The sequence below is a fragment of the Clostridioides sp. ES-S-0108-01 genome (assembly GCF_020662285.1).
Taxonomy (GTDB): Bacteria; Bacillota; Clostridia; order Peptostreptococcales; family Peptostreptococcaceae; genus Clostridioides.
On the sequence record NZ_JADGMN010000024.1, the window covers coordinates 34,948 to 53,604 of the forward strand.

Consider the following 18,657-nt stretch of genomic DNA (forward strand, 5'->3'; position numbering starts at 1 on the left):
ACCTACTTTCTATATATTGCATCAGTCATTCTAGCTGCCATTAAGTTTTCATAAACATCATGCACTCTAACTATATCTACGCCATCTCTTATACCAAGGACAGTAGTAGCTATTGTACCTTCCAATCTTTTTTTGGGTTCAACTGGAAGTACTTTTCCTATTACTGATTTTCTAGATGTCCCAAGCAAAATAGGATAACCTAAGTCTTTTAATTCATTTAATCTTCTTAATACTTCAATATTTTGTTCAAAATCCTTCCCAAATCCTATTCCTGGGTCAAGTACTATTTTTTCTTTTTTTACTCCACATCTTATTGCCATATCTATACTTTCCTTAAGAAAGTCTTTTATTGACTCCATTATATCTTTATCATAGTTTGTCCCATCTTGATTATGCATTATACATACTTCTGCATCATATTTTCCTATTACAGAAGCCATTTTTTTATCTTTTCTAAGACCCCAAACATCATTTACCATAGTAACACCTAATTTTAAGGCTTCTTCTGCGACATCTGCCTTATAAGTGTCTATTGATATTGGTATATCTAATTGTTTAAGTTTTTTTATTACAGGAATTACTCTTCTTAGTTCTTCATCTGAGTCTACATAGCTATGACCTGGGCGTGTAGATTCTCCTCCTAGGTCTATTATATCAGCACCTTGGTCAACCATATCTTTTGCGTGTTGTATTGCTATGTCTAAGTTATTAAAATCTCCCCCATCAGAAAAACTATCTGGAGTTACATTTAATATTCCCATTATATAAGTCCTTTTACCATAATCAAACACAATTAATGACACTCCCTTAAATTAAATTTTATATCTCAATAAATTATTATATCTATTCTATAATAAATTGCTACTTCATAGTAATCAAACTCATGGCCTCAGCCCTAGATGCAATATCCTTTTCAAATATCCCTCTCACTGCTGATGTAACAGTTTTTGAACCTGGTTTTTTTACACCTCTCATTGTCATACACATATGTTCAGCTTCTACTACTACTAAGACACCATAAGGTTGTAATTCTTCCATTATTATATCTGCGGCATTTTTAGTGATTCGTTCTTGTAATTGTGGTCTTTTTGCCAATGTATCTATTACTCTAGCAAGTTTAGAAAGACCTGTAAGTCTTCCTCCTTTTGGTAAATAAGCAATATGAGCTTTTCCAAAGAAAGGAACTAGATGATGCTCACAGCATGAATAAAATGGAATATCTTTTACCAATACTAATTCTTCATGTTTTTCATCTGCAAAAAGAACTTTTAAGTGGTCTCTTGGTTCTTCACTAAGACCAGAGAATATCTCTTCATACATCCTAGCAACTCTATTTGGAGTCTCGATTAAACCTTCTCTATCTGGGTCTTCCCCAATTGCCTCTAATATTTCTCTTACTGCATGTTGTATCTTTTCTTTATCAACTTTATTCATTTAAACTCCCCCCATTGATTTGTGACTAGAAGATTAGTTTTATAACTTCTTTTGTCTCAATTTCTTTAAAAATATAATTATAAACATCTAAAAGTCTTTGATAGTCATAATTTTCACTTACTCTTGATGCTAGTTCAAAAAGCTCATTATTTTCTTTTTTTAAAACTTTTAGCAATTTTTTATCCTTTGGTACCCATTTATCATTTATATTAAAGTACCCAATTATTATATCTTTTAAATATAAATTCGTCAAAAAATGATATTCAAAAACATCAAATTTTTCTTTATTTTTTAAATTTGATATTTTTGCTCCAATATCTTGCTTTAAAAAAGACTTTTCTTCTAATGATATTTTACTAGGTCCTTCTAAGTAAATATCTCTACTTATATCTTTTATAGTATGTGATATATTCTCTCTATCAAACAGTACTTTAGCATCTTTCATTTCTTTCACAAAGAAATATTCCCTATTTGATAATAAATTTTTTACACCATCTTTTGAAAAGTAATTTATATCAAATTCTATTCCCTTTTTTTCAAATAGTATTCTCTTCTGTTTTTCCCCTTCTTTTACAAAAACGAATACATCAATATCGTTTATTTCTACATCATAAAGAGTAAAATCTACATTTTTACTAGAGCCCACCAAATATACGGCCAAAGTGTTTTGGTTTTCTATTATTTTAGTTATCTCTTCATTATATACTTCATAAATGCAACCTATCATTCTTTGTCTCCAACAAATTGTTAATATTTTAATTTATTCTAATAATTCTAATATATTATTAAAAACAGCATTTTCTTTATTAAATTTTATTTTGTCAATTTCTGTAACTTTCATAATGCCCATAAGACTATTTGTGACAAAAACAAAATCAAAACTACTAATTTCTGATATATTAATTTCATTTTCTACCAACTCTATATCTAATTCGTCACAAATCTCTATAATCCTTTTTTTTATTATTCCATTTAATATTGGCAATTTACCACTAGGAGTATACACTCTTTCTTCTTTTATGAAAAATATATTGCTCATAGAACATTCTAATATTACACCTTCTGAATTTAAAAATATACCATCATTATAACCATCCTTATTTGCGACATTTTTGGTATATATATTTTCAAAATAATTAGTAGTCTTATGTCTATGAATTAAACTATTCCCCCTAACTATTGGCGATATAGTCAATCTAAATCCCTTCTTATATGTATCTTGATTATATGGAATATTCCTAATGGATATATTATAACCTTCATCAAAAACGGTAATTCTAAGTGCTTTATCAATAACATTTTCTTTTTTTATATATGTAATAATTTCATTTATTAAGAAATCTTTTTTATAGTTTATATCTAAATCTAAACATTTTATTGAACTTAGCATTCTTTCTATATGGATATTTAAATCTATTGGTATGCCATTTTTAACTTTAATAGTTTCAAACAAACCAATTCCAAATTTACTTAAACTACTATCAAAACCTACATTATTCTTCATAATATCCCCTCAAAGCCTTCATTATAGATTTTGCTTTATCAAGTGTCTCTTGATATTCTTCATCTGGGTCAGAATCCCAAGTCATTCCTCCTCCAACTTGAAAATAAACTTTTTTATCATTTTTAATTATTGTTCTAATCGCTATATTAAAATCCATATCACCATTAAAACCTATATAACCTATTGAACCAGTATATACATTTCTTTGCGTTGGCTCCAGCTCATCTATAATTTCCATTGCTCTAATCTTAGGTGCTCCTGTTATAGACCCCCCTGGAAAAGTTGCTTTTATTACATCAGTAGCATCTTTATCATCTTTTAGCTCACCTACAACTGTTGAAACTAAGTGATTTACATTTGCATATGGTTCAATTACAAATAGTTCTGGAACTTTTACACTTCCAGTTTTAGATATTCTGCCAATATCATTTCTTTCTAAATCTACTATCATAAGTAGTTCAGCTCTGTCTTTTTCACTACTTTTAAGTTCTTGTTGAAGCTTTAAGTCCTCTTCTTTATCTTTACCTCTTGGACGAGTACCTTTTATTGGTCTAGTTTCTATTTTCTTATCGACACATCTTATAAATCGTTCTGGAGAATTTGATAATATATGTGTACCTTCAAAGTTTAAAAATGCTCCGAATGGCGCTGGACTAAATCTTCTCAAGTCTCTATACAATTCAAAACTGGTAAGTTCTGTTTCTCCACTGAATCTTTGTGTTAAATTAGCTTGATATATATCTCCCTGTCTTATGTACTCTCTAACACTTTGAACTGCATTTTTAAATTCTTCTTTTGTAAAGTTAGATTTAAGTCTTATAGGTTTTACTTCTTTTTCTTGATAACATATGCTATCTATACCTTTTTTCTCTTCTTTTAATATTTTTTGTTCTATATCATCCATTATCTTTTCTTCTAATTTTATATCTATGTTTGGAGTAGCTATGTAAGTTTTTTCCACAAGATGGTCTATAACTATTACATGATTATAAAATCCAAAATACATATCAGGCATGTCAATATCATCTATAGCAGTTCTAGGTAATTTTTCTATGTAATTACCTAAATCATAAGATAAATATCCTACAGCCCCCCCTACAAACGGAAGATTAGTATCATTTACAACTCTATATTTATGTAGTTCTTCTTTTAAAACTTCTAAAGGATTTTCATCAGTATCCTTATATTTTAATACCTTGAATGGTTGGCTACTTATAAAAGAATATCTCCCCAATTTTTCTTTATCCATAGCACTATCTAATATAAAACTATCATGTTCATTTCTAAAAATAGTAAATATTTCAAAAGAATTCAGTTTAGTATTTATCTCTCTTATCATATTACATATGTATCCTTTCTCTAGCTTCTGTTATAAAGTTTTTCAGCATTTCATGCCCATACTCTGATAAAATAGCTTCTGGATGGAACTGTACTCCTTCTATTAAGTATTTCTTATGTCTAATTCCCATTATTTCTCCTTTATCAGTGGTTGCTGTAACTTCTAGTTCTTTAGGAACTGTATTAGAATCAATTATTAGTGAATGATACCTAGTGACATTTAAAGGATTTTTAAGCCCCCTAAAAACGCCTTCATTAATATGGTTTATACTGTATACTTTTCCATGTACAGGCTGTTGAGCTTTTATAACATCTCCTCCAAAAACATGACCAATAGTTTGGTGACCCAAGCAAATTCCTAGTATAGGTTTTTTCCCTTTAAAAAACTCAACAATATCTATACAAATGCCAGCTTCTTTTGGAGAACATGGTCCTGGAGATAACACAATTACCTCTGGATTTAGTTCTTCAATGTCCCTTATTTTGATTTCATTATTTCTTTTTACTACGACTGTTTCCCCTAATTCTTCTATATATTGTACTAGGTTATATACAAAAGAATCATAATTGTCTATCATTAGAATCATACTATAAATCTCCCCCTAAAAATTATTTTATTAACTCAGAAACCGTTACGAATTTAAAACCTTTTTCAATCATTTTTGGAATAAACATATCTAAAGCTTCAACTGTATCATTAGTTGCATAATCATGTAAAAGTATTATATCTCCATTTTGTACTTTATTAATTATTTTATCTGCAATACTATTAGCTCCTGGATTTTTCCAATCTTTTACATCTACACCTGTCCATAAAACAACTTTATAGTCATGCTTCTTTGCAATTTCGATTAGGTCTTTTTCTCTATAACTTCCAAATGGTGGTCTAAATAATGTAGGTTTTTTTCCAGTTACTTCCTTTAAGATATCTTCACACTTAACAATCTCCTCTTCTATTTGATTAGAACTTAAGTTGCTTATATCAGGATGATTAAAAGTATGATTTCCTATCTCGTGACCTTCCTTACTTGCTCTTACTAATGGCTCTTTATACCATTTTGCATGCTTTCCTGCTATAAAAAAGGTAGCTTTTACATTGTATTTTTTTAACACATCTAAAACTTGACTAGTTTCTTTAGGATGAGGTCCATCATCAAAGGTAATTGCTACTAGCTTTTTTTCCCTTGAACCATGTTTAATCAAAACATTTCCATTGGTATCCGTCATCAAAGCAGAAACTTTACTAAAATTAGATATTAACATTATTCCGCAAAACAAGATTACTGCTATTAAACACTTATATACTGTCTTTTTTTTCCATGATGTCATTTTCAAACTTCCTTTCAAATATTTTAGTTATTTATAAAAGTTTTGAGTGTAATATGTTTTATAGCTTCCTCCAAATATTACTCCAACTCCAATATTATTATAATTCCCCAAAATATTTTTTCTATGTCCTTCAGAATTCATCCAAGCTTCATGTGCATATATTGCATTAATCTGTCCTGCTGCTATGTTTTCTCCAGCTGAAGTATATACTATCCCTTCTCTTTTCATTCTATCAAATGGAGTTTCATTATTCTTATTTATATGGTCAAAAAAATTATTATCTCTCATATCTTCACTATGTTTTCTTGAGCTCAAAGTTGCCTGTTCACTGTATCTCAGCGAGTTTAACCCTCTTTGATTTCTAACACTATTTACAAGGTCTATAACTTCAAGTTCAAAACATTTTTTAATTTCTTCTCTATCATCTGGATACAATTTTTTAAACCTATCTTCAGTACTTTTATCAATTATTAAATATGAACAAACTCTATTTTCTTCATGAATATCGTAGAAAATTGTAATATACTTACCTTCGTTACTTATTATATCATATTGATTTTCTGAGTTTATTATATATCTGGTATTTCCTTTTCTCTTATACTTTAATGGTGTAATCTTAGTTCTCACTGTCTGTCTATCTTGATTTATTTTTATATCTTGATTCTCACATGAATTCATAGAGTTACTGTAAAGTGCCACTACTTCATTATTTTCAAGCCCAACCATAGCAAATTCTTTTCCATATTGATTATATACATACCAATCAAAACCATATTCACTAGTATCAATTCTACCAGGTTTTCCAATACTTGATAAAACTTGACTTAAATTGTCTCCTAAACTTATTTTTTCAAAGTTCTTTATATCTGATTTTCCTAAATTTTCCCCTTCAGTATTATTTGATTGTAAATTTTGATTTTTTTCTTTTTTATCTTTCTTAAAATTATTATTTATATTTATCTTGTCTAAAAATTCATTCCATATTTCACTTTGAAAAAACTTTTCTTTTAAATCATATCCTTCTTCTAAAAATTCAGGACTATAAAATAAAACAATAAGTATTACTAACACTAAAGCAATTAATCTCTTCAATATATTCCTCCTTCTTAAAATCAATCAAAATTTTTTAATATTACATTTATTGCGTTAATATTGATAGTGTGTACTAATCAGCATCATTCATACCTATTTACAGTAAAGTATTAGAAAAAAGCTTTATCTACTAATAGATAAAGCTACAGTCTCAAAGAAAATATTTCATCTAATGTTCTATCAAAGATGGACGGCTTATCGAATTTCCAAGTCCCTTCATAAACCAATTCATTATTTAGATAAAAAGTTCCTTGCCCATGTTTTTTACCATGCATAAATTCGCCTACATATTTTTTACCTTTTTCCCATATATAAATCCCCTTACCATGAATCAAATTGTTCTTCCATTCTCCTTCATAAAGTATTTCACCCTTACTATCATAGCAAATACCATACCCTTCCATCTTTCCACCTTTAAATTCGCCTGCATATATACATCCATCACTCCACTTATAAATACCTTTTCCATCCTTCTTGCCATTTTTCCAAGTTCCAATGTACTCATCTTTACTATTATAGAGCATATTTCCAACACCATTCATCATATCTTCCTCAAAATGACCTATATATTCATTTCCATTTGAAAATACAAAGTTTCCTTTTCCATTTTTTTTATCTTCTTTAAACTCTCCTATGTACTCCATATCCGTCCCTTCATCAACAAAAAAAGTATATGACCCTTGCCCTTCCATTTTTCCATCTAGAAATTTTCCTACATATATATCTCCATTTGAAAATTTATATATTTTATTTTTTGGTTTTTTTGTTTCAACATCATCTATATCACGTATCGTTTTTCCTTCTAATTCTAATACTTCATTTTCTGGAGCAAAATAGCCCTTTTTTAAAACACGCTTCTTCATGTTCTTTATACTTCTAATCTCTTTGTTTACTTCATTTATATATTTCAAATAATTATCATACAAATTAACATATTCTTTAGATAAATTCATAATGCCATTCCTCCAACGTTATTCCTAGATATTTTACTAAATCTATTAAATTTATTATATCCTAATAGTGGTCATGTTTTCTACATATTGAGTAATTTTTTCAATTTTAATTTTAAAATGATATTTTTTAAAGTGATACACAAATTATTAATAAAACCTTTATTTGCTTATACTAAATTTAAACAAGCCGAGAGCTATAATATACGAATTCATATTATAAACTCCCAGCTTGTAAAATTTTCTATAAATCTTTTGCTTTGAACCCTCTTCCTTTTACCTCTGTAACATCATTTACAGATATAAATGCTTTTTTATCATGCCTCAAAGCTATATCTTTTATTTTTGGTATCTCATTTGATGATACTATTGTATATATAATCTTCTTTTTTTGATGAGTGTATGCACCTTCTGCATCTAAAAAAGTTACACCCCTAACTAAACTCTTCATTATATCTTCTGCTATTAAATCGACTTCATTTGACATTACCATAACAGATTTTTGATAATTCATTGCATCTTTAATAAAACTCATTGAATACGCATTTAAAAATAGACCTATAAGAGTGTACAATGCTAAATCTAATCCAAATAAAAAGCTTCCTGTAAGTACTATCAAGCCATTTATTGCTAAAGCAGTATCTTTCAGTTCTATATTCTTCTTAATTTTTAGTATTGCAGCTATTATATCTGTACCACCTTGGGAAGACCTAGTTCTAAATACAATCCCAACACCCAAACCAGATAATATACCACCATATACACTTTGAAGCAATATATCATGTATAGGTATAATCTTACTTATTTCTTGAGTTGCACCTAATAATAATGAAAATACAATCATATTTACTAAACTTGAAATACAAAACTCTTTTTCAAGGTATATAAACCCTAAGATAAATATTGGAATATTGATTAAAAATGTTAATAAACCCACATTTATATTTGTCAAATAGTTGATGGATGTTGCTATACCTGTAGCACCTCCACTAAGTAGATGTGCTGGTCTTAAGAACCCATTTATTCCTATAGATGTCATCAACATCCCAAATAACATCGTTGAATATCTTAAAACTGGATGTTTTTGTAGGGTATTCTTAACTTCACTCATTTCTTTCTCCCTTCAATCTTTCTAAATCTTTAGAATTTTAAAAACTCACTTTTACACATATTATTCCTGATGCAATAGATAATATTTCAAATAAATTTTTTTATATAATGTCTTGAACTGTCATCTATTACATCATCTATTATAGTACCTTTTTCATATATGTCTAGTGCAAACTTTTATATTTTAATCTTTAAAAACGTTCAAATCATCTCATTTATGCTCTAAATGAAACTCTTTCTAGCATAATATGATACTACTTATTATTTAACTTGCAATATAGTAAATTTATAGTATCTTTTTCTAAATATCCATTCAAACAGCAATTTATTTTATTTTAACAAATTTAAATTTAATAATTATCTGTTCATAATTAATTCCTAAATGAAATTTTTATTTTTATAATTTCAGTACATGATTTTTTTATTTCATTATTTGCATTTTTTTCATTCAGTTTTTATTTTAAATTTTTTTTATTTTATTTTGTTTTAAGTATTCAAGATACTGGTTTTAATTTTATTTTTTATATAAAATTCATTATAATTGGGATTAGTATTACTGTAATTGTACCAGAAACTCCAATAGAAACGCCACTCATAGCCCCTTCTACTTCTCCAAGTTCAAAAGCCTTTGTAGTCCCTAGAGCATGTGCAGACGTTCCAAGGGCAATTCCTTTAGCAACTGGATGATTTATCTTTCCAAGTTTGAATACTATAGAAGCGACCATGCCACCAAAAATACCTGTAAAAATTATGGCTACAACTGTTATTGATTCTACACCATTCAAAGAATTTGCCAAAGATATTCCCATTGGTGTTGTTATAGACTTTGGAATCAACGAATTTATTATACTTACATCTGAATTAGCTATTTTACCAATTATCAGTACAGATAGAAGAGAAATTAATATGCCACAACCTATACCTATAAGAATCTCAAGTATGTGCTTTTTTAATAATTTAAATTGCTTGTAAAGTGGAACTGCAAGTACTACTGTAACAGGACCCAAAAAGAAATTTATACTATCAGCTCCCATCTTATAATTCTCATAAGGAACTTTAGTTATTTTTAAAAATAATATTATTCCAATAATTGCAATTAACATAGGATTACATATGGGGTTATTTGTTTTTCTCTGAATATATCTCCCTAAATTAAAAAATACTATTGTTACTATTATTCCAAACACTGGCATCTGTAATACATTATACATTTTTTTGCCCTTCTTCCTTCTTTTTTATCATCTTTTCTACTATAATTCCAGTAGTATACATTACTATTAGTGTACTTAAACATATGACTAATAAAAGCACTAATACATTTTCCTTTATTAAGTCTAATGATTTTATAAGTGATACACCTGCTGGTATAAAAAATATAGCCATATTGTCAAGGAAAAATCCACTTACATTTTCTATACTATTCAAATCTAAAACTTTAAATTGTAGTAGTATGAATAATAATAGCATACCAACTATACTCCCAGGAATAAGTATAATTTCCTGTATAAAGGAACTTATGTACTCTCCTAATACCCATATACATAAAATTATTACTAATTGATTGAAAATTTTCATTTTCCACCTCCTAAAACTAAAGAGATTGCTTCAAATCATATATTTGTAGTTTTATCAACAAGCAAATATCTTTCTTGAAATAGAAAGTTATAATTTAATACAATCTCTTTTTTAATTTATTTTTATTTTAATTTAATAAAATACATACTCGTTTGTTTCAAAAAAACTTAACTATATAAACTTATTTTTCACTTAAAATTTCTTTTATTTTTGAATTGTTATACATACTATCAGGAACTTCACTTCTTAAACTATAAAAAGTTTGTTGTGCATTTTTTAAATCACCATTATCATAATAAAGCATACCCAACTCGTAATATGAGTCATCATAATACTGGTCATGTTTAGTATAAGTATTTATATACTTTTTGTAATATTTTATAGCTTCATCCTTATTTCCTAACAACTTATTTGTTATTGCTAATTGATATATTGATTCAGAAATATATTTTTTAGTTTTTCCAGAAGAGACTACACTTTTAAAATTATCTATAGCTTTTTTATATTCTTTATTTTTCTTTAAATTTAGAGCTTGATAATATAAATCTTCCTCATCAACTACAGCTATCTCTCTTTCTGGTTCTTTATTTTTAACCGCATTTAATTCCTCATTCGTTTTCTCTAATTTTTTACTCGTTTCTCCTAGCTTTTTATCAGTTTCATTTAGCTTTTCCTCTTTACTACTTATTTGGTTATTTAAATTTTCTATTCTTTTTTTGTTTTGAATCAAATATAGACCCATGCCTACTAAAACACAACCAACTATAATGTATGGTAAAATATTTTTCTTTCTTTTTACTTTTTTTACTTCTTCCTTTTTATTTGTATCTTTTTTTTCTTCTTCACCTTTTTCAAATATTGGATTATCTTTATCTAACTCTTTAAGTTTGTCTAAGTATCCCTCTCTCTTTTTTATATTGCCTAGTTTATCATACAACAAAGATAAAATTACATATGGCTCTATTAGCTCAGGTTCTTCTTCAACTATGTTTTCTAGAATATGTATTGACTCATAATTTAATTCTTCATTTATAAATCTTATAGAATGATTGTATCTTCCTAAAAAAGTTTTAAAATCTTCAGATGAAATTAGATTTACATATTTTCTAGATATATGATTATTTTCATAACATAAAGCAGTATAAAAACTCTCAAAGGCTTTAGCAAAATCACATTTCAATAACTTTAAAAGCCCTCTAAGATTTAGTATATCAATGTCTTTAGGATTTATCTCTAAAGCTTTATTGACCATATTAATAGCACTAGTTATATAATTTTTATATGCTAAATCCAATGCATTATTATATCTTTTATATGATTCTAATTTTAACTCCTTTGATGTTGTGTCTGACTTTGAATTTAAAGCTCCTTGTAAGTTCAATAGTGTTTCTTCTTTATAATTTGTAGTCACATAACTCTGTTTTAATGTTTTTAATGTTTCGTCACCGTCTTCTTCTTCTATATTAAAAAAAGTCAAATCACTTTTATTATCTTCTATCAAAGATATATCTAAAATTTTTCTAGGCATGTTTTCTATATCTTGTTTTATATCTTTAACTAAAATAATACTCACCTCCACTCTAAAATATATATTTAAGATAACATATTTAATATGTCAAGTCAAAACTATACATATTTTGCCATTATTCTCATAATAAAAAAGGTAATCCTCTTCTTTTTATGAAAAGGCTACCTCTTTTTCAATACTATTAACTTTTAATGTTGAATTTTTTTACTTTTCTATAGAGTGTGGCTATACCTATATTTAGTGCCTCAGCTACTTTTTTCATACCTTCTGTGTTGCTTCCATATTTTTTTATGGCATTTTCTATAGCTTCCCTCTCAAGGTCATCTATAGTCTTAACTTCTTGTTTATACAATTCATCTAATTTAAAAGATATTAAGTCAGACATACTCCTTACAAAAGCAGTTAACTCTTTATCTTTTGAAAGTATCTTTTCTTTTTGCTCTTCATTAAATGCAGCTATACCCAAAATTCCAAGTATATGCTCTCCCATTTTAACGGGAGTACATATATCAGCTAACTCTTTACAATCTTCTCTATTTGCACATTTATTACAGTTCTCTTCTATCTCCTTATTTATAACATAGGATTTTCCATCTTTTAAAACAAGAGAGTATACAGATTTCTCTGATATTGTCTCTCCTATTTTACCTCTGAATATTCCTGTACCTGCTATCCTAGTTAAATCTTTTGTAACTAAGGTAACATCTACATCCAACACATTAGAAATATTCTCGCAAATACTTTGAACGTAATTCGTTATATTATTTAAATTCAAAGTAATCCCTCCTATTTAGATTTATATTTTTTAATACTCTACATAAATCCTATTCTTGAGAACTTTAAGCTTGCGGTTGTGGTTGTGTCTCATTAGGCTTATTATCAGTTGGTGGTGTTTCTGGTTTTGGTTTATTATCCGGATTTTGATTATTTGTGTTCTGATTATTTTTATTTTCATCTGTATTCGGTTTTTCCTCTGGTTTTGGTTCCATAGTTCCAACTAATATAATACCTTCCTTCTTAGGATAATATGAATTAGCTATTTTTTCAGTTTTTATTTTCTTACCATTTGCATCATTAAATGTTCTATATGTTGATACAGAATATGCATTTCTTCCACTCTTATCTACTTTTTCTTTACCTTTAGGCATTGTAGGGTCATTAACCCTTTTCATCGTATTCTGTGAAACACCATCTAGTTTTGTTGATATTGTTATGTTTTGTTTATCTTCTGCACTTCCATATATGTTGCAAACAATTTGATTCCCTGAAACGTAATTTTTTATGTAAATTGGATGCTTTAGATTATTTTTAAATAAAAAATCTATTCCACTATCTGCAACAGTTGCATCTCTTCCTTTTGGAACATAGCTTGATGGTATTGTATGATTTTTTACATTAACAATTTCTAGACCTGCGTATAACACAGAATTGTATAATGTAGATGAAACTTGACAAACTCCTCCACCATAGTCTTCTTCCATCTCACCTTCCATTATTACAGGTGCACTCTTATATCCATTTTCCTTGCTTCTTTTACCTGTATGTTTATTAAATGAGAAAGTTTCTCCTGGCATAAGTAATATATTACTTATATTATCTGTTGCTAATTTTATGTTTATACTTCTATTTATTTGGGAAGTTTTAAACGTTGTTGAATACTTACCTAAATTTGTATCTATATTAGCAAGTTGATCTTTTTTTACTTTTGCTGGAGTAGATTTTACCACTAACTCATTTTTATACTTACCTTTTTTAGTTTGATTATCAAAATTCTCCATACTCTTAGAAACATCCATTTTAAGACCATCAGAATCTGGTACAACCTTTACTTTTTCACCACTTATATCAAGAGTTGCATCTTTTACATCTACATCTATTTCTTTAGCTATTTTTTCCATTTCTGCTTTTAATTTACTTTTATCATAATTTATCACTACTACTAAGTTGCTCTTTTTCCCAAAATTTGCTGAAATAGTTTTTGACAGATTCTTAAAGAAACCACTCTTTCTATTTAAATTATATGCATTATCTACTGTTTTATCCAAGTCAGTAGCTAAATTTAAATCTTCGCTTTTTACTTTCCAACTTTTACCATTATAACTAAACTCAACATTCTCTAATTTGTATTTTTTAGCTAACTCCTGTTTTGCTTGCGGTTTAGTTAATTTTCCAATATTTACTCCATTAACATATGTGTTTTTTGCTATTTTCTCCCCTTTAAATTGCATAAACATTATGCCTATAAAAATTATTACTACTAGTGCTACAGCTCCAATAGCTATAACTAGCTTTTTGTTCACATTAATCATCCCATACTTCTCCTTACAATAAAATTATTTCTATACACCTACTATTATATTACTACATAATATGCCTTAAAAAATCAAAAACTTTTTAATTACATAATAATTTAACATTATTAATATAATTAATTAATATTCATTTAACCCATTTTCTGATATGGTATATATTTTTTCATTGTAAATATTAATGGCATAAACCTCTTTACCTCTAAAAAAACCTTTGTTTACTACAGCATAATAATAAATATTTTTATATTTCCCAAATAATTCCTCCAAACTCTTTTTACTTTTTACATATCTATCAGCTTTCTCTATGTCTAATATCTCAATCTTTTTATACTTATTTTCTTTTTCATCAAGAGTATTAGTTAATACAAATTTAGCTTTATCTTTTGTAATACCAAATTGATAGCTTCCATCTTCTAATATTCTAAAGTATCCATCACCATAATCTACTTTGTAATCTTTTTTACCATCTTTATAGGAATATAAATCTTTAGTTTTTGCACTTACCAAGACCTCATTTATTAATTTGTCATACTCATATACTTCAGCATAATAGTATTTATTATTTTTTATCATTTGTGGAAGTGAGTTTATAGATAGATTTGCCTTGTCTTTCCCACTTTTTTTGGATATTACATTTATAATGTCATCAGATGTTAAAGTATACAATGATAGATTCTTTTTATATTTTTTTTCTAAATTCTGTACCTTTTCATCATCTGAATAGTCTTCTTTTAAATACTCTATATACTGTAATGCTCTTTCATAGTCTCCAGAAGTATTTGCCTCTTCAGCTCTACTTATATAGTAATCATACATTTCTTCAATACATTGTTCTTTCCCATTTTGAGCCATATCGTAATACTTTTCATCTTCTTTTAATACCTTATTATACTTTTCAATAGCTTCATAAAACTTATATACTTTTTGGTCTTTTACTGCTGAATCATAAACATCTCTGGACTCTTTGATTGTTTCTATATTCTGTTTGTATACATCTAAGTTACTACCTATACCATTCAATATTGAAATAGTGTTTATATAGTTAATGGCAATATCATAAGTAGTATTTTCTTCTTTATACATTTCTCTAACTCTATCAGCTTGAACTAATAAATCCTCAACATCTATACTTATTTTGTTTAGCTCTTTCACTGTATTTATTAATCCAATAAAACTTTCTTGACTTATATCTCCATCCAAGTATTTATCACCACTATTTAATAGCAATTTGTTTATTTTTTTAGAAACAGATTTATTAAACCTTTCCATTTTTGAATCAGAAAACTTTTTTTCTATACTTGCATAATAATCAACAGCTATAGAATATTGTCTTTTTTCTATAATTTTTAACAACTCATTAGCTTCATTTCCTACACTAAACTCATTACTACTTAAGAAAAATACTATCATTAAAACAATTACACCTAGTGCTGATAATGAAATTGCAACTATAGATTTTCTTTTTTCATCAATAAAATCTACAGATTTCTCAAATAAATCTCTAAAATTCATTATAATTCCCTCTCCATTTAGCAATCTTTATATTTTATGGTAAACTAAATTTCTTATTGGTTATTATATCATAATTCATGAAAAAAAATAAAAACACAACTTAAATCGTGTTTTTATTTTACCTATCAATCATTATTTTATACATAAATATTTCCTTTACATAAACTATGATATCTTTCTTTTTATATCCCTAGAATGACTCTTTTGTTTTTTATCAACACTGACATTTTTCATTCTTGTTTTATGTATAGTTTTGCTATCAAATATTTTTCTAGCATTGCATAAAACAATTCCAATTGTCAAACAAACTGTAAGCACGCTTCCCATCAAAAAGTAATAATCCAATCCTATATGCACTCCCATAACTGAATTTATTAATACTAATGCAAAAGTCATTGCAAAACATATCATCATGGAGATAATTAAAATTCTTAGAATTTTTTTCAATCCACTCACCTCGTATAATCACTAAAATTGACACTAACCCTTATCCATTACTATACCAAATTAGTAAAAAAATAGCAATTACTATTGTCATTTATATTAGGAAAATATTAAATCTTTTTAATAAATATCTTTTTTTGACATAAGGGTTCCTTAATTTTTAATAAAGTAGTAACACTAATATGTACTAATTAATAGAATAAAATAAATGATAATTTATTGAGGGGTGATTTACATGCCAAATTTGCCAAGTTTAGGATCAAAGGCTCCTGATTTTAAAGCCAATACAACAAACGGCTCCATTAGACTCTCTGATTATAAAGGTAATTGGATTGTTTTATTTTCACATCCTGGTGATTTTACACCAGTTTGTACTACAGAATTTTTATGTTTTGCTAAATATTATGACGAATTTAAAAAAAGAAATACGGAACTAATTGGTCTAAGTGTTGATAGCAACAGCTCACATTTAGCTTGGATGTACAATATGTCTTTACTTACAGGTGTAGAAATACCATTTCCTATTATAGAAGATAGAGATATGAGAATTGCCAAATTGTATGGCATGATATCAAAACCAATGAGCGATACATCAACTGTTCGCTCTGTATTTATTATAGATAGTAATCAAATTCTAAGAACGATTCTCTATTATCCACTAACTACAGGAAGAAATATTCCAGAAATACTTAGAATAGTAGATGCACTTCAAACTAGTGATAGAGATAATATAGTTACTCCTGCAAACTGGTTTCCTGGAATGCCAGTGATTTTACCATATCCTAAAAACTATAAGGAGTTAAAAAATAGAGTTAATAATTGTAATAAGAAATATTCCTGTATGGACTGGTACTTATGTTTTGTACCAGATAATTATAATGATGAAGAATTGAACAAAAAAATTGATAATACTAGTAGCTGGAAAACAGAACATACTAAGAATATTGAAAAGGAATGTAATTGTAAACATGAACATCATGACTACATGAACAAAGCTCTTGACTGTAAACAAGAACACAAGGCTGATATTAAAGATGATTGTAAACATGACAAAAAATATAATAAAAATACTAACAAGGTTTACAACTCCAAACAGGATAAGTTTAAAGATAAATCTTGTAATGAAATAGATTCTAACTATGATAAAGACAAATCTTGTGACAAAATAAATTCTAACTACGCTAAAGAAGATAGTAGTTATGAAGATTTCTATAAACACAATTATAAAAATTACGATTATACTAGTGAAAAAAACACTAAAAAAATAGCTATGAAAACTTTAAAAGATTCAAAAAAACTAGTTAGACCACAAATAACAGATCCATACAATCCAATAGTTGAAAATATAAACTGTCCAAACATAAATCCAATTGTGGCAGAATACGTTCTTGGCAATCCAACTAATGTAGATGCACAATTATTGGATGCAGTTATCTTTGCTTTTGCAGAGATAGACGAATCTGGCAATGTATTTATTCCTTATCCTAGATTTTTAAATCAATTACTTGCTCTTAAGGCTGAAAAACCTAGCTTACAAGTAATCGTAGCTATTGGAGGTTGGGGGGCTGAAGGCTTCTCTGATGCAGCATTAACTCCTACATCTAGATATAATTTTGCAAGACAGGTTAACCAAATGATAAATGAATATGCTTTGGATGGAGTGGATATAGACTGGGAATACCCTGGAAGTGGTGCGGCCGGAATAAAATCAAGACCTGAAGATAGAGAAAACTTTACACTCTTATTAACTGCTATAAGAGACGTTATAGGGGATGACAAATGGCTTAGTGTAGCTGGAACAGGAGATAGAGGGTATATAAATTTAAGTGCTGAAATAGATAAAATAGCTCCAATAATAGACTATTTTAATCTTATGAGTTATGATTTTACAGCAGGTGAAACAGGACCAAATGGTAGAAAACATCAAGCAAACCTTTTTGAGTCTGACTTATCTTTACCAGGATATAGTGTTGATATAATGGTAAGAAATCTTGAAAATGCTGGAATGCCTTCTGAAAAAATCCTTCTTGGTATACCATTTTACGGAAGACTAGGTGCTACTATAACAAGAACTTACGATGAACTTAGAAAGGATTATATAAATAAAAATGGATATGAATATAGATTTGATAATGTTGCTCAAGTCCCATTTTTAGTTAAAGATGGAGATTTTGCAATGTCATATGAGGATGCTTTATCAATATTCTTAAAAACTCAATATGTTCTTAGAAATTGTCTAGGTGGTGTATTCTCATGGACATCAACTTACGACCAAGCAAATATATTGGCTAGAACCATGTCTATTGGTATAAATGACCCTGAGGTATTAAAAGAAGAACTTGAAGATATTTATGGGCAATTCTAATAGAATGTAGGAAAATTTTATAATTATATAAAAAAGCGAGAATGTATATAGATTTGTGTAAATATATATTTTTGCTACTAAATATTACTGGAAACTTTCAATTCTAGTAATATTTTTTTATTATCAGGAAATACTAATAATGGTATTTTATACACATTTATTGT

At 27.7% G+C, this 18,657-nt stretch carries 18 protein-coding genes; 1 reads left to right on the plus strand and 17 read right to left on the minus strand.

Going from position 1 to position 18,657, the window contains the following annotated elements:
- Nucleotides 1-2: 2 nt before the first annotated feature.
- The 17 genes from folP to IR152_RS16880 form a co-directional block, all read right to left on the minus strand.
- Nucleotides 3-791, minus strand: a complete 789-nt coding sequence (gene folP / locus IR152_RS16800) for a dihydropteroate synthase (RefSeq protein WP_227453057.1) — start codon at nt 789-791, stop codon at nt 3-5.
- Nucleotides 792-861: 70 nt separating this feature from the next.
- Nucleotides 862-1,434, minus strand: coding sequence for a GTP cyclohydrolase I FolE (gene folE, locus IR152_RS16805; protein ID WP_003429416.1), 573 nt, complete (start codon nt 1,432-1,434; stop codon nt 862-864).
- A 25-nt stretch (nt 1,435-1,459) separates the two neighbouring features.
- On the minus strand, nt 1,460-2,161 hold the full coding sequence (locus IR152_RS16810; RefSeq protein WP_227453058.1) for a hypothetical protein: 702 nt from the start codon (nt 2,159-2,161) through the stop codon (nt 1,460-1,462).
- Between the two features lie 33 nt (nt 2,162-2,194).
- Nucleotides 2,195-2,938 carry an aminotransferase class IV gene (locus IR152_RS16815; RefSeq protein ID WP_227453059.1) on the minus strand — a complete coding sequence of 248 codons (744 nt, stop codon included), beginning with the start codon at nt 2,936-2,938 and terminating at the stop codon, nt 2,195-2,197.
- Nucleotides 2,928-4,277, minus strand: coding sequence for an aminodeoxychorismate synthase component I (pabB, locus tag IR152_RS16820; protein ID WP_227453060.1), 1,350 nt, complete (start codon nt 4,275-4,277; stop codon nt 2,928-2,930). The genes IR152_RS16815 and pabB overlap by 11 nt, the downstream gene beginning before the upstream one ends.
- Before the next feature lies 1 nt (nt 4,278).
- The gene (locus tag IR152_RS16825) at nt 4,279-4,863 is read right to left on the minus strand and encodes an anthranilate synthase component II (protein ID WP_227453061.1); all 585 of its coding nucleotides are present in this window, start codon (nt 4,861-4,863) and stop codon (nt 4,279-4,281) included.
- Between the two features lie 22 nt (nt 4,864-4,885).
- Nucleotides 4,886-5,605: a polysaccharide deacetylase family protein gene (locus tag IR152_RS16830; protein ID WP_227453062.1), complete on the minus strand. Its 720-nt coding sequence runs from the start codon at nt 5,603-5,605 to the stop codon at nt 4,886-4,888.
- A 27-nt stretch (nt 5,606-5,632) separates the two neighbouring features.
- A complete protein-coding gene (locus tag IR152_RS16835; RefSeq protein ID WP_227453063.1) occupies nt 5,633-6,697 on the minus strand; it encodes a CAP domain-containing protein in 1,065 nt (354 codons plus the stop codon).
- A gap of 143 nt (nt 6,698-6,840) precedes the next feature.
- Nucleotides 6,841-7,650 carry an MORN repeat-containing protein gene (locus IR152_RS16840; RefSeq protein ID WP_227453064.1) on the minus strand — a complete coding sequence of 270 codons (810 nt, stop codon included), beginning with the start codon at nt 7,648-7,650 and terminating at the stop codon, nt 6,841-6,843.
- A gap of 241 nt (nt 7,651-7,891) precedes the next feature.
- Complete coding sequence (locus IR152_RS16845; RefSeq protein WP_227453065.1) at nt 7,892-8,758, minus strand: YitT family protein; 867 nt, start codon at nt 8,756-8,758, stop codon at nt 7,892-7,894.
- 520 nt (nt 8,759-9,278) lie between these two features.
- Nucleotides 9,279-9,968, minus strand: a complete 690-nt coding sequence (locus IR152_RS16850; protein ID WP_227453066.1) for an LrgB family protein — start codon at nt 9,966-9,968, stop codon at nt 9,279-9,281.
- Entirely contained in the window at nt 9,961-10,332 is a 372-nt protein-coding gene (locus IR152_RS16855; protein WP_227453067.1) for a CidA/LrgA family protein, read from the minus strand. The genes IR152_RS16850 and IR152_RS16855 overlap by 8 nt, the downstream gene beginning before the upstream one ends.
- 181 nt (nt 10,333-10,513) lie before the next feature.
- Nucleotides 10,514-11,911: a tetratricopeptide repeat protein gene (locus IR152_RS16860; protein ID WP_311315451.1), complete on the minus strand. Its 1,398-nt coding sequence runs from the start codon at nt 11,909-11,911 to the stop codon at nt 10,514-10,516.
- 130 nt (nt 11,912-12,041) lie between these two features.
- Complete coding sequence (locus IR152_RS16865) at nt 12,042-12,635, minus strand: GAF domain-containing protein (protein ID WP_227453069.1); 594 nt, start codon at nt 12,633-12,635, stop codon at nt 12,042-12,044.
- A 64-nt stretch (nt 12,636-12,699) separates the two neighbouring features.
- Complete coding sequence (locus tag IR152_RS16870) at nt 12,700-14,169, minus strand: VanW family protein (RefSeq protein ID WP_227453070.1); 1,470 nt, start codon at nt 14,167-14,169, stop codon at nt 12,700-12,702.
- A gap of 123 nt (nt 14,170-14,292) precedes the next feature.
- The gene (locus IR152_RS16875) at nt 14,293-15,684 is read right to left on the minus strand and encodes a UbiD family decarboxylase (RefSeq protein ID WP_227453071.1); all 1,392 of its coding nucleotides are present in this window, start codon (nt 15,682-15,684) and stop codon (nt 14,293-14,295) included.
- 165 nt (nt 15,685-15,849) lie between these two features.
- A complete protein-coding gene (locus IR152_RS16880; protein ID WP_311315452.1) occupies nt 15,850-16,098 on the minus strand; it encodes a hypothetical protein in 249 nt (82 codons plus the stop codon).
- Between the two features lie 265 nt (nt 16,099-16,363).
- On the opposite strand from IR152_RS16880, the gene IR152_RS16885 reads away from it, so the two are divergent.
- On the plus strand, nt 16,364-18,493 hold the full coding sequence (locus IR152_RS16885) for a peroxiredoxin (RefSeq protein WP_227453073.1): 2,130 nt from the start codon (nt 16,364-16,366) through the stop codon (nt 18,491-18,493).
- Nucleotides 18,494-18,657: the final 164 nt, after the last annotated feature.

Excerpts from the sequence above, each read along its gene's own strand:
- folE (WP_003429416.1), bottom strand. The coding sequence starts at position 1,434 with ATGAATAAAGTTGATAAAGAAAAGATACAACATGCAGTAAGAGAAATA.
- IR152_RS16810 (WP_227453058.1), bottom strand. The coding sequence starts at position 2,161 with ATGATAGGTTGCATTTATGAAGTATATAATGAAGAGATAACTAAAATA.
- IR152_RS16815 (WP_227453059.1), bottom strand. The coding sequence starts at position 2,938 with ATGAAGAATAATGTAGGTTTTGATAGTAGTTTAAGTAAATTTGGAATT.
- pabB (WP_227453060.1), bottom strand. The coding sequence starts at position 4,277 with ATGATAAGAGAGATAAATACTAAACTGAATTCTTTTGAAATATTTACT.
- IR152_RS16825 (WP_227453061.1), bottom strand. The coding sequence starts at position 4,863 with ATGATTCTAATGATAGACAATTATGATTCTTTTGTATATAACCTAGTA.
- IR152_RS16830 (WP_227453062.1), bottom strand. The coding sequence starts at position 5,605 with ATGACATCATGGAAAAAAAAGACAGTATATAAGTGTTTAATAGCAGTA.
- IR152_RS16840 (WP_227453064.1), bottom strand. The coding sequence starts at position 7,650 with ATGAATTTATCTAAAGAATATGTTAATTTGTATGATAATTATTTGAAA.
- IR152_RS16845 (WP_227453065.1), bottom strand. The coding sequence starts at position 8,758 with ATGAGTGAAGTTAAGAATACCCTACAAAAACATCCAGTTTTAAGATAT.
- IR152_RS16850 (WP_227453066.1), bottom strand. The coding sequence starts at position 9,968 with ATGTATAATGTATTACAGATGCCAGTGTTTGGAATAATAGTAACAATA.
- IR152_RS16855 (WP_227453067.1), bottom strand. The coding sequence starts at position 10,332 with ATGAAAATTTTCAATCAATTAGTAATAATTTTATGTATATGGGTATTA.
- IR152_RS16870 (WP_227453070.1), bottom strand. The coding sequence starts at position 14,169 with ATGATTAATGTGAACAAAAAGCTAGTTATAGCTATTGGAGCTGTAGCA.
- IR152_RS16875 (WP_227453071.1), bottom strand. The coding sequence starts at position 15,684 with ATGAATTTTAGAGATTTATTTGAGAAATCTGTAGATTTTATTGATGAA.
- IR152_RS16880 (WP_311315452.1), bottom strand. The coding sequence starts at position 16,098 with ATGATGATATGTTTTGCAATGACTTTTGCATTAGTATTAATAAATTCA.
- IR152_RS16885 (WP_227453073.1), top strand. The coding sequence starts at position 16,364 with ATGCCAAATTTGCCAAGTTTAGGATCAAAGGCTCCTGATTTTAAAGCC.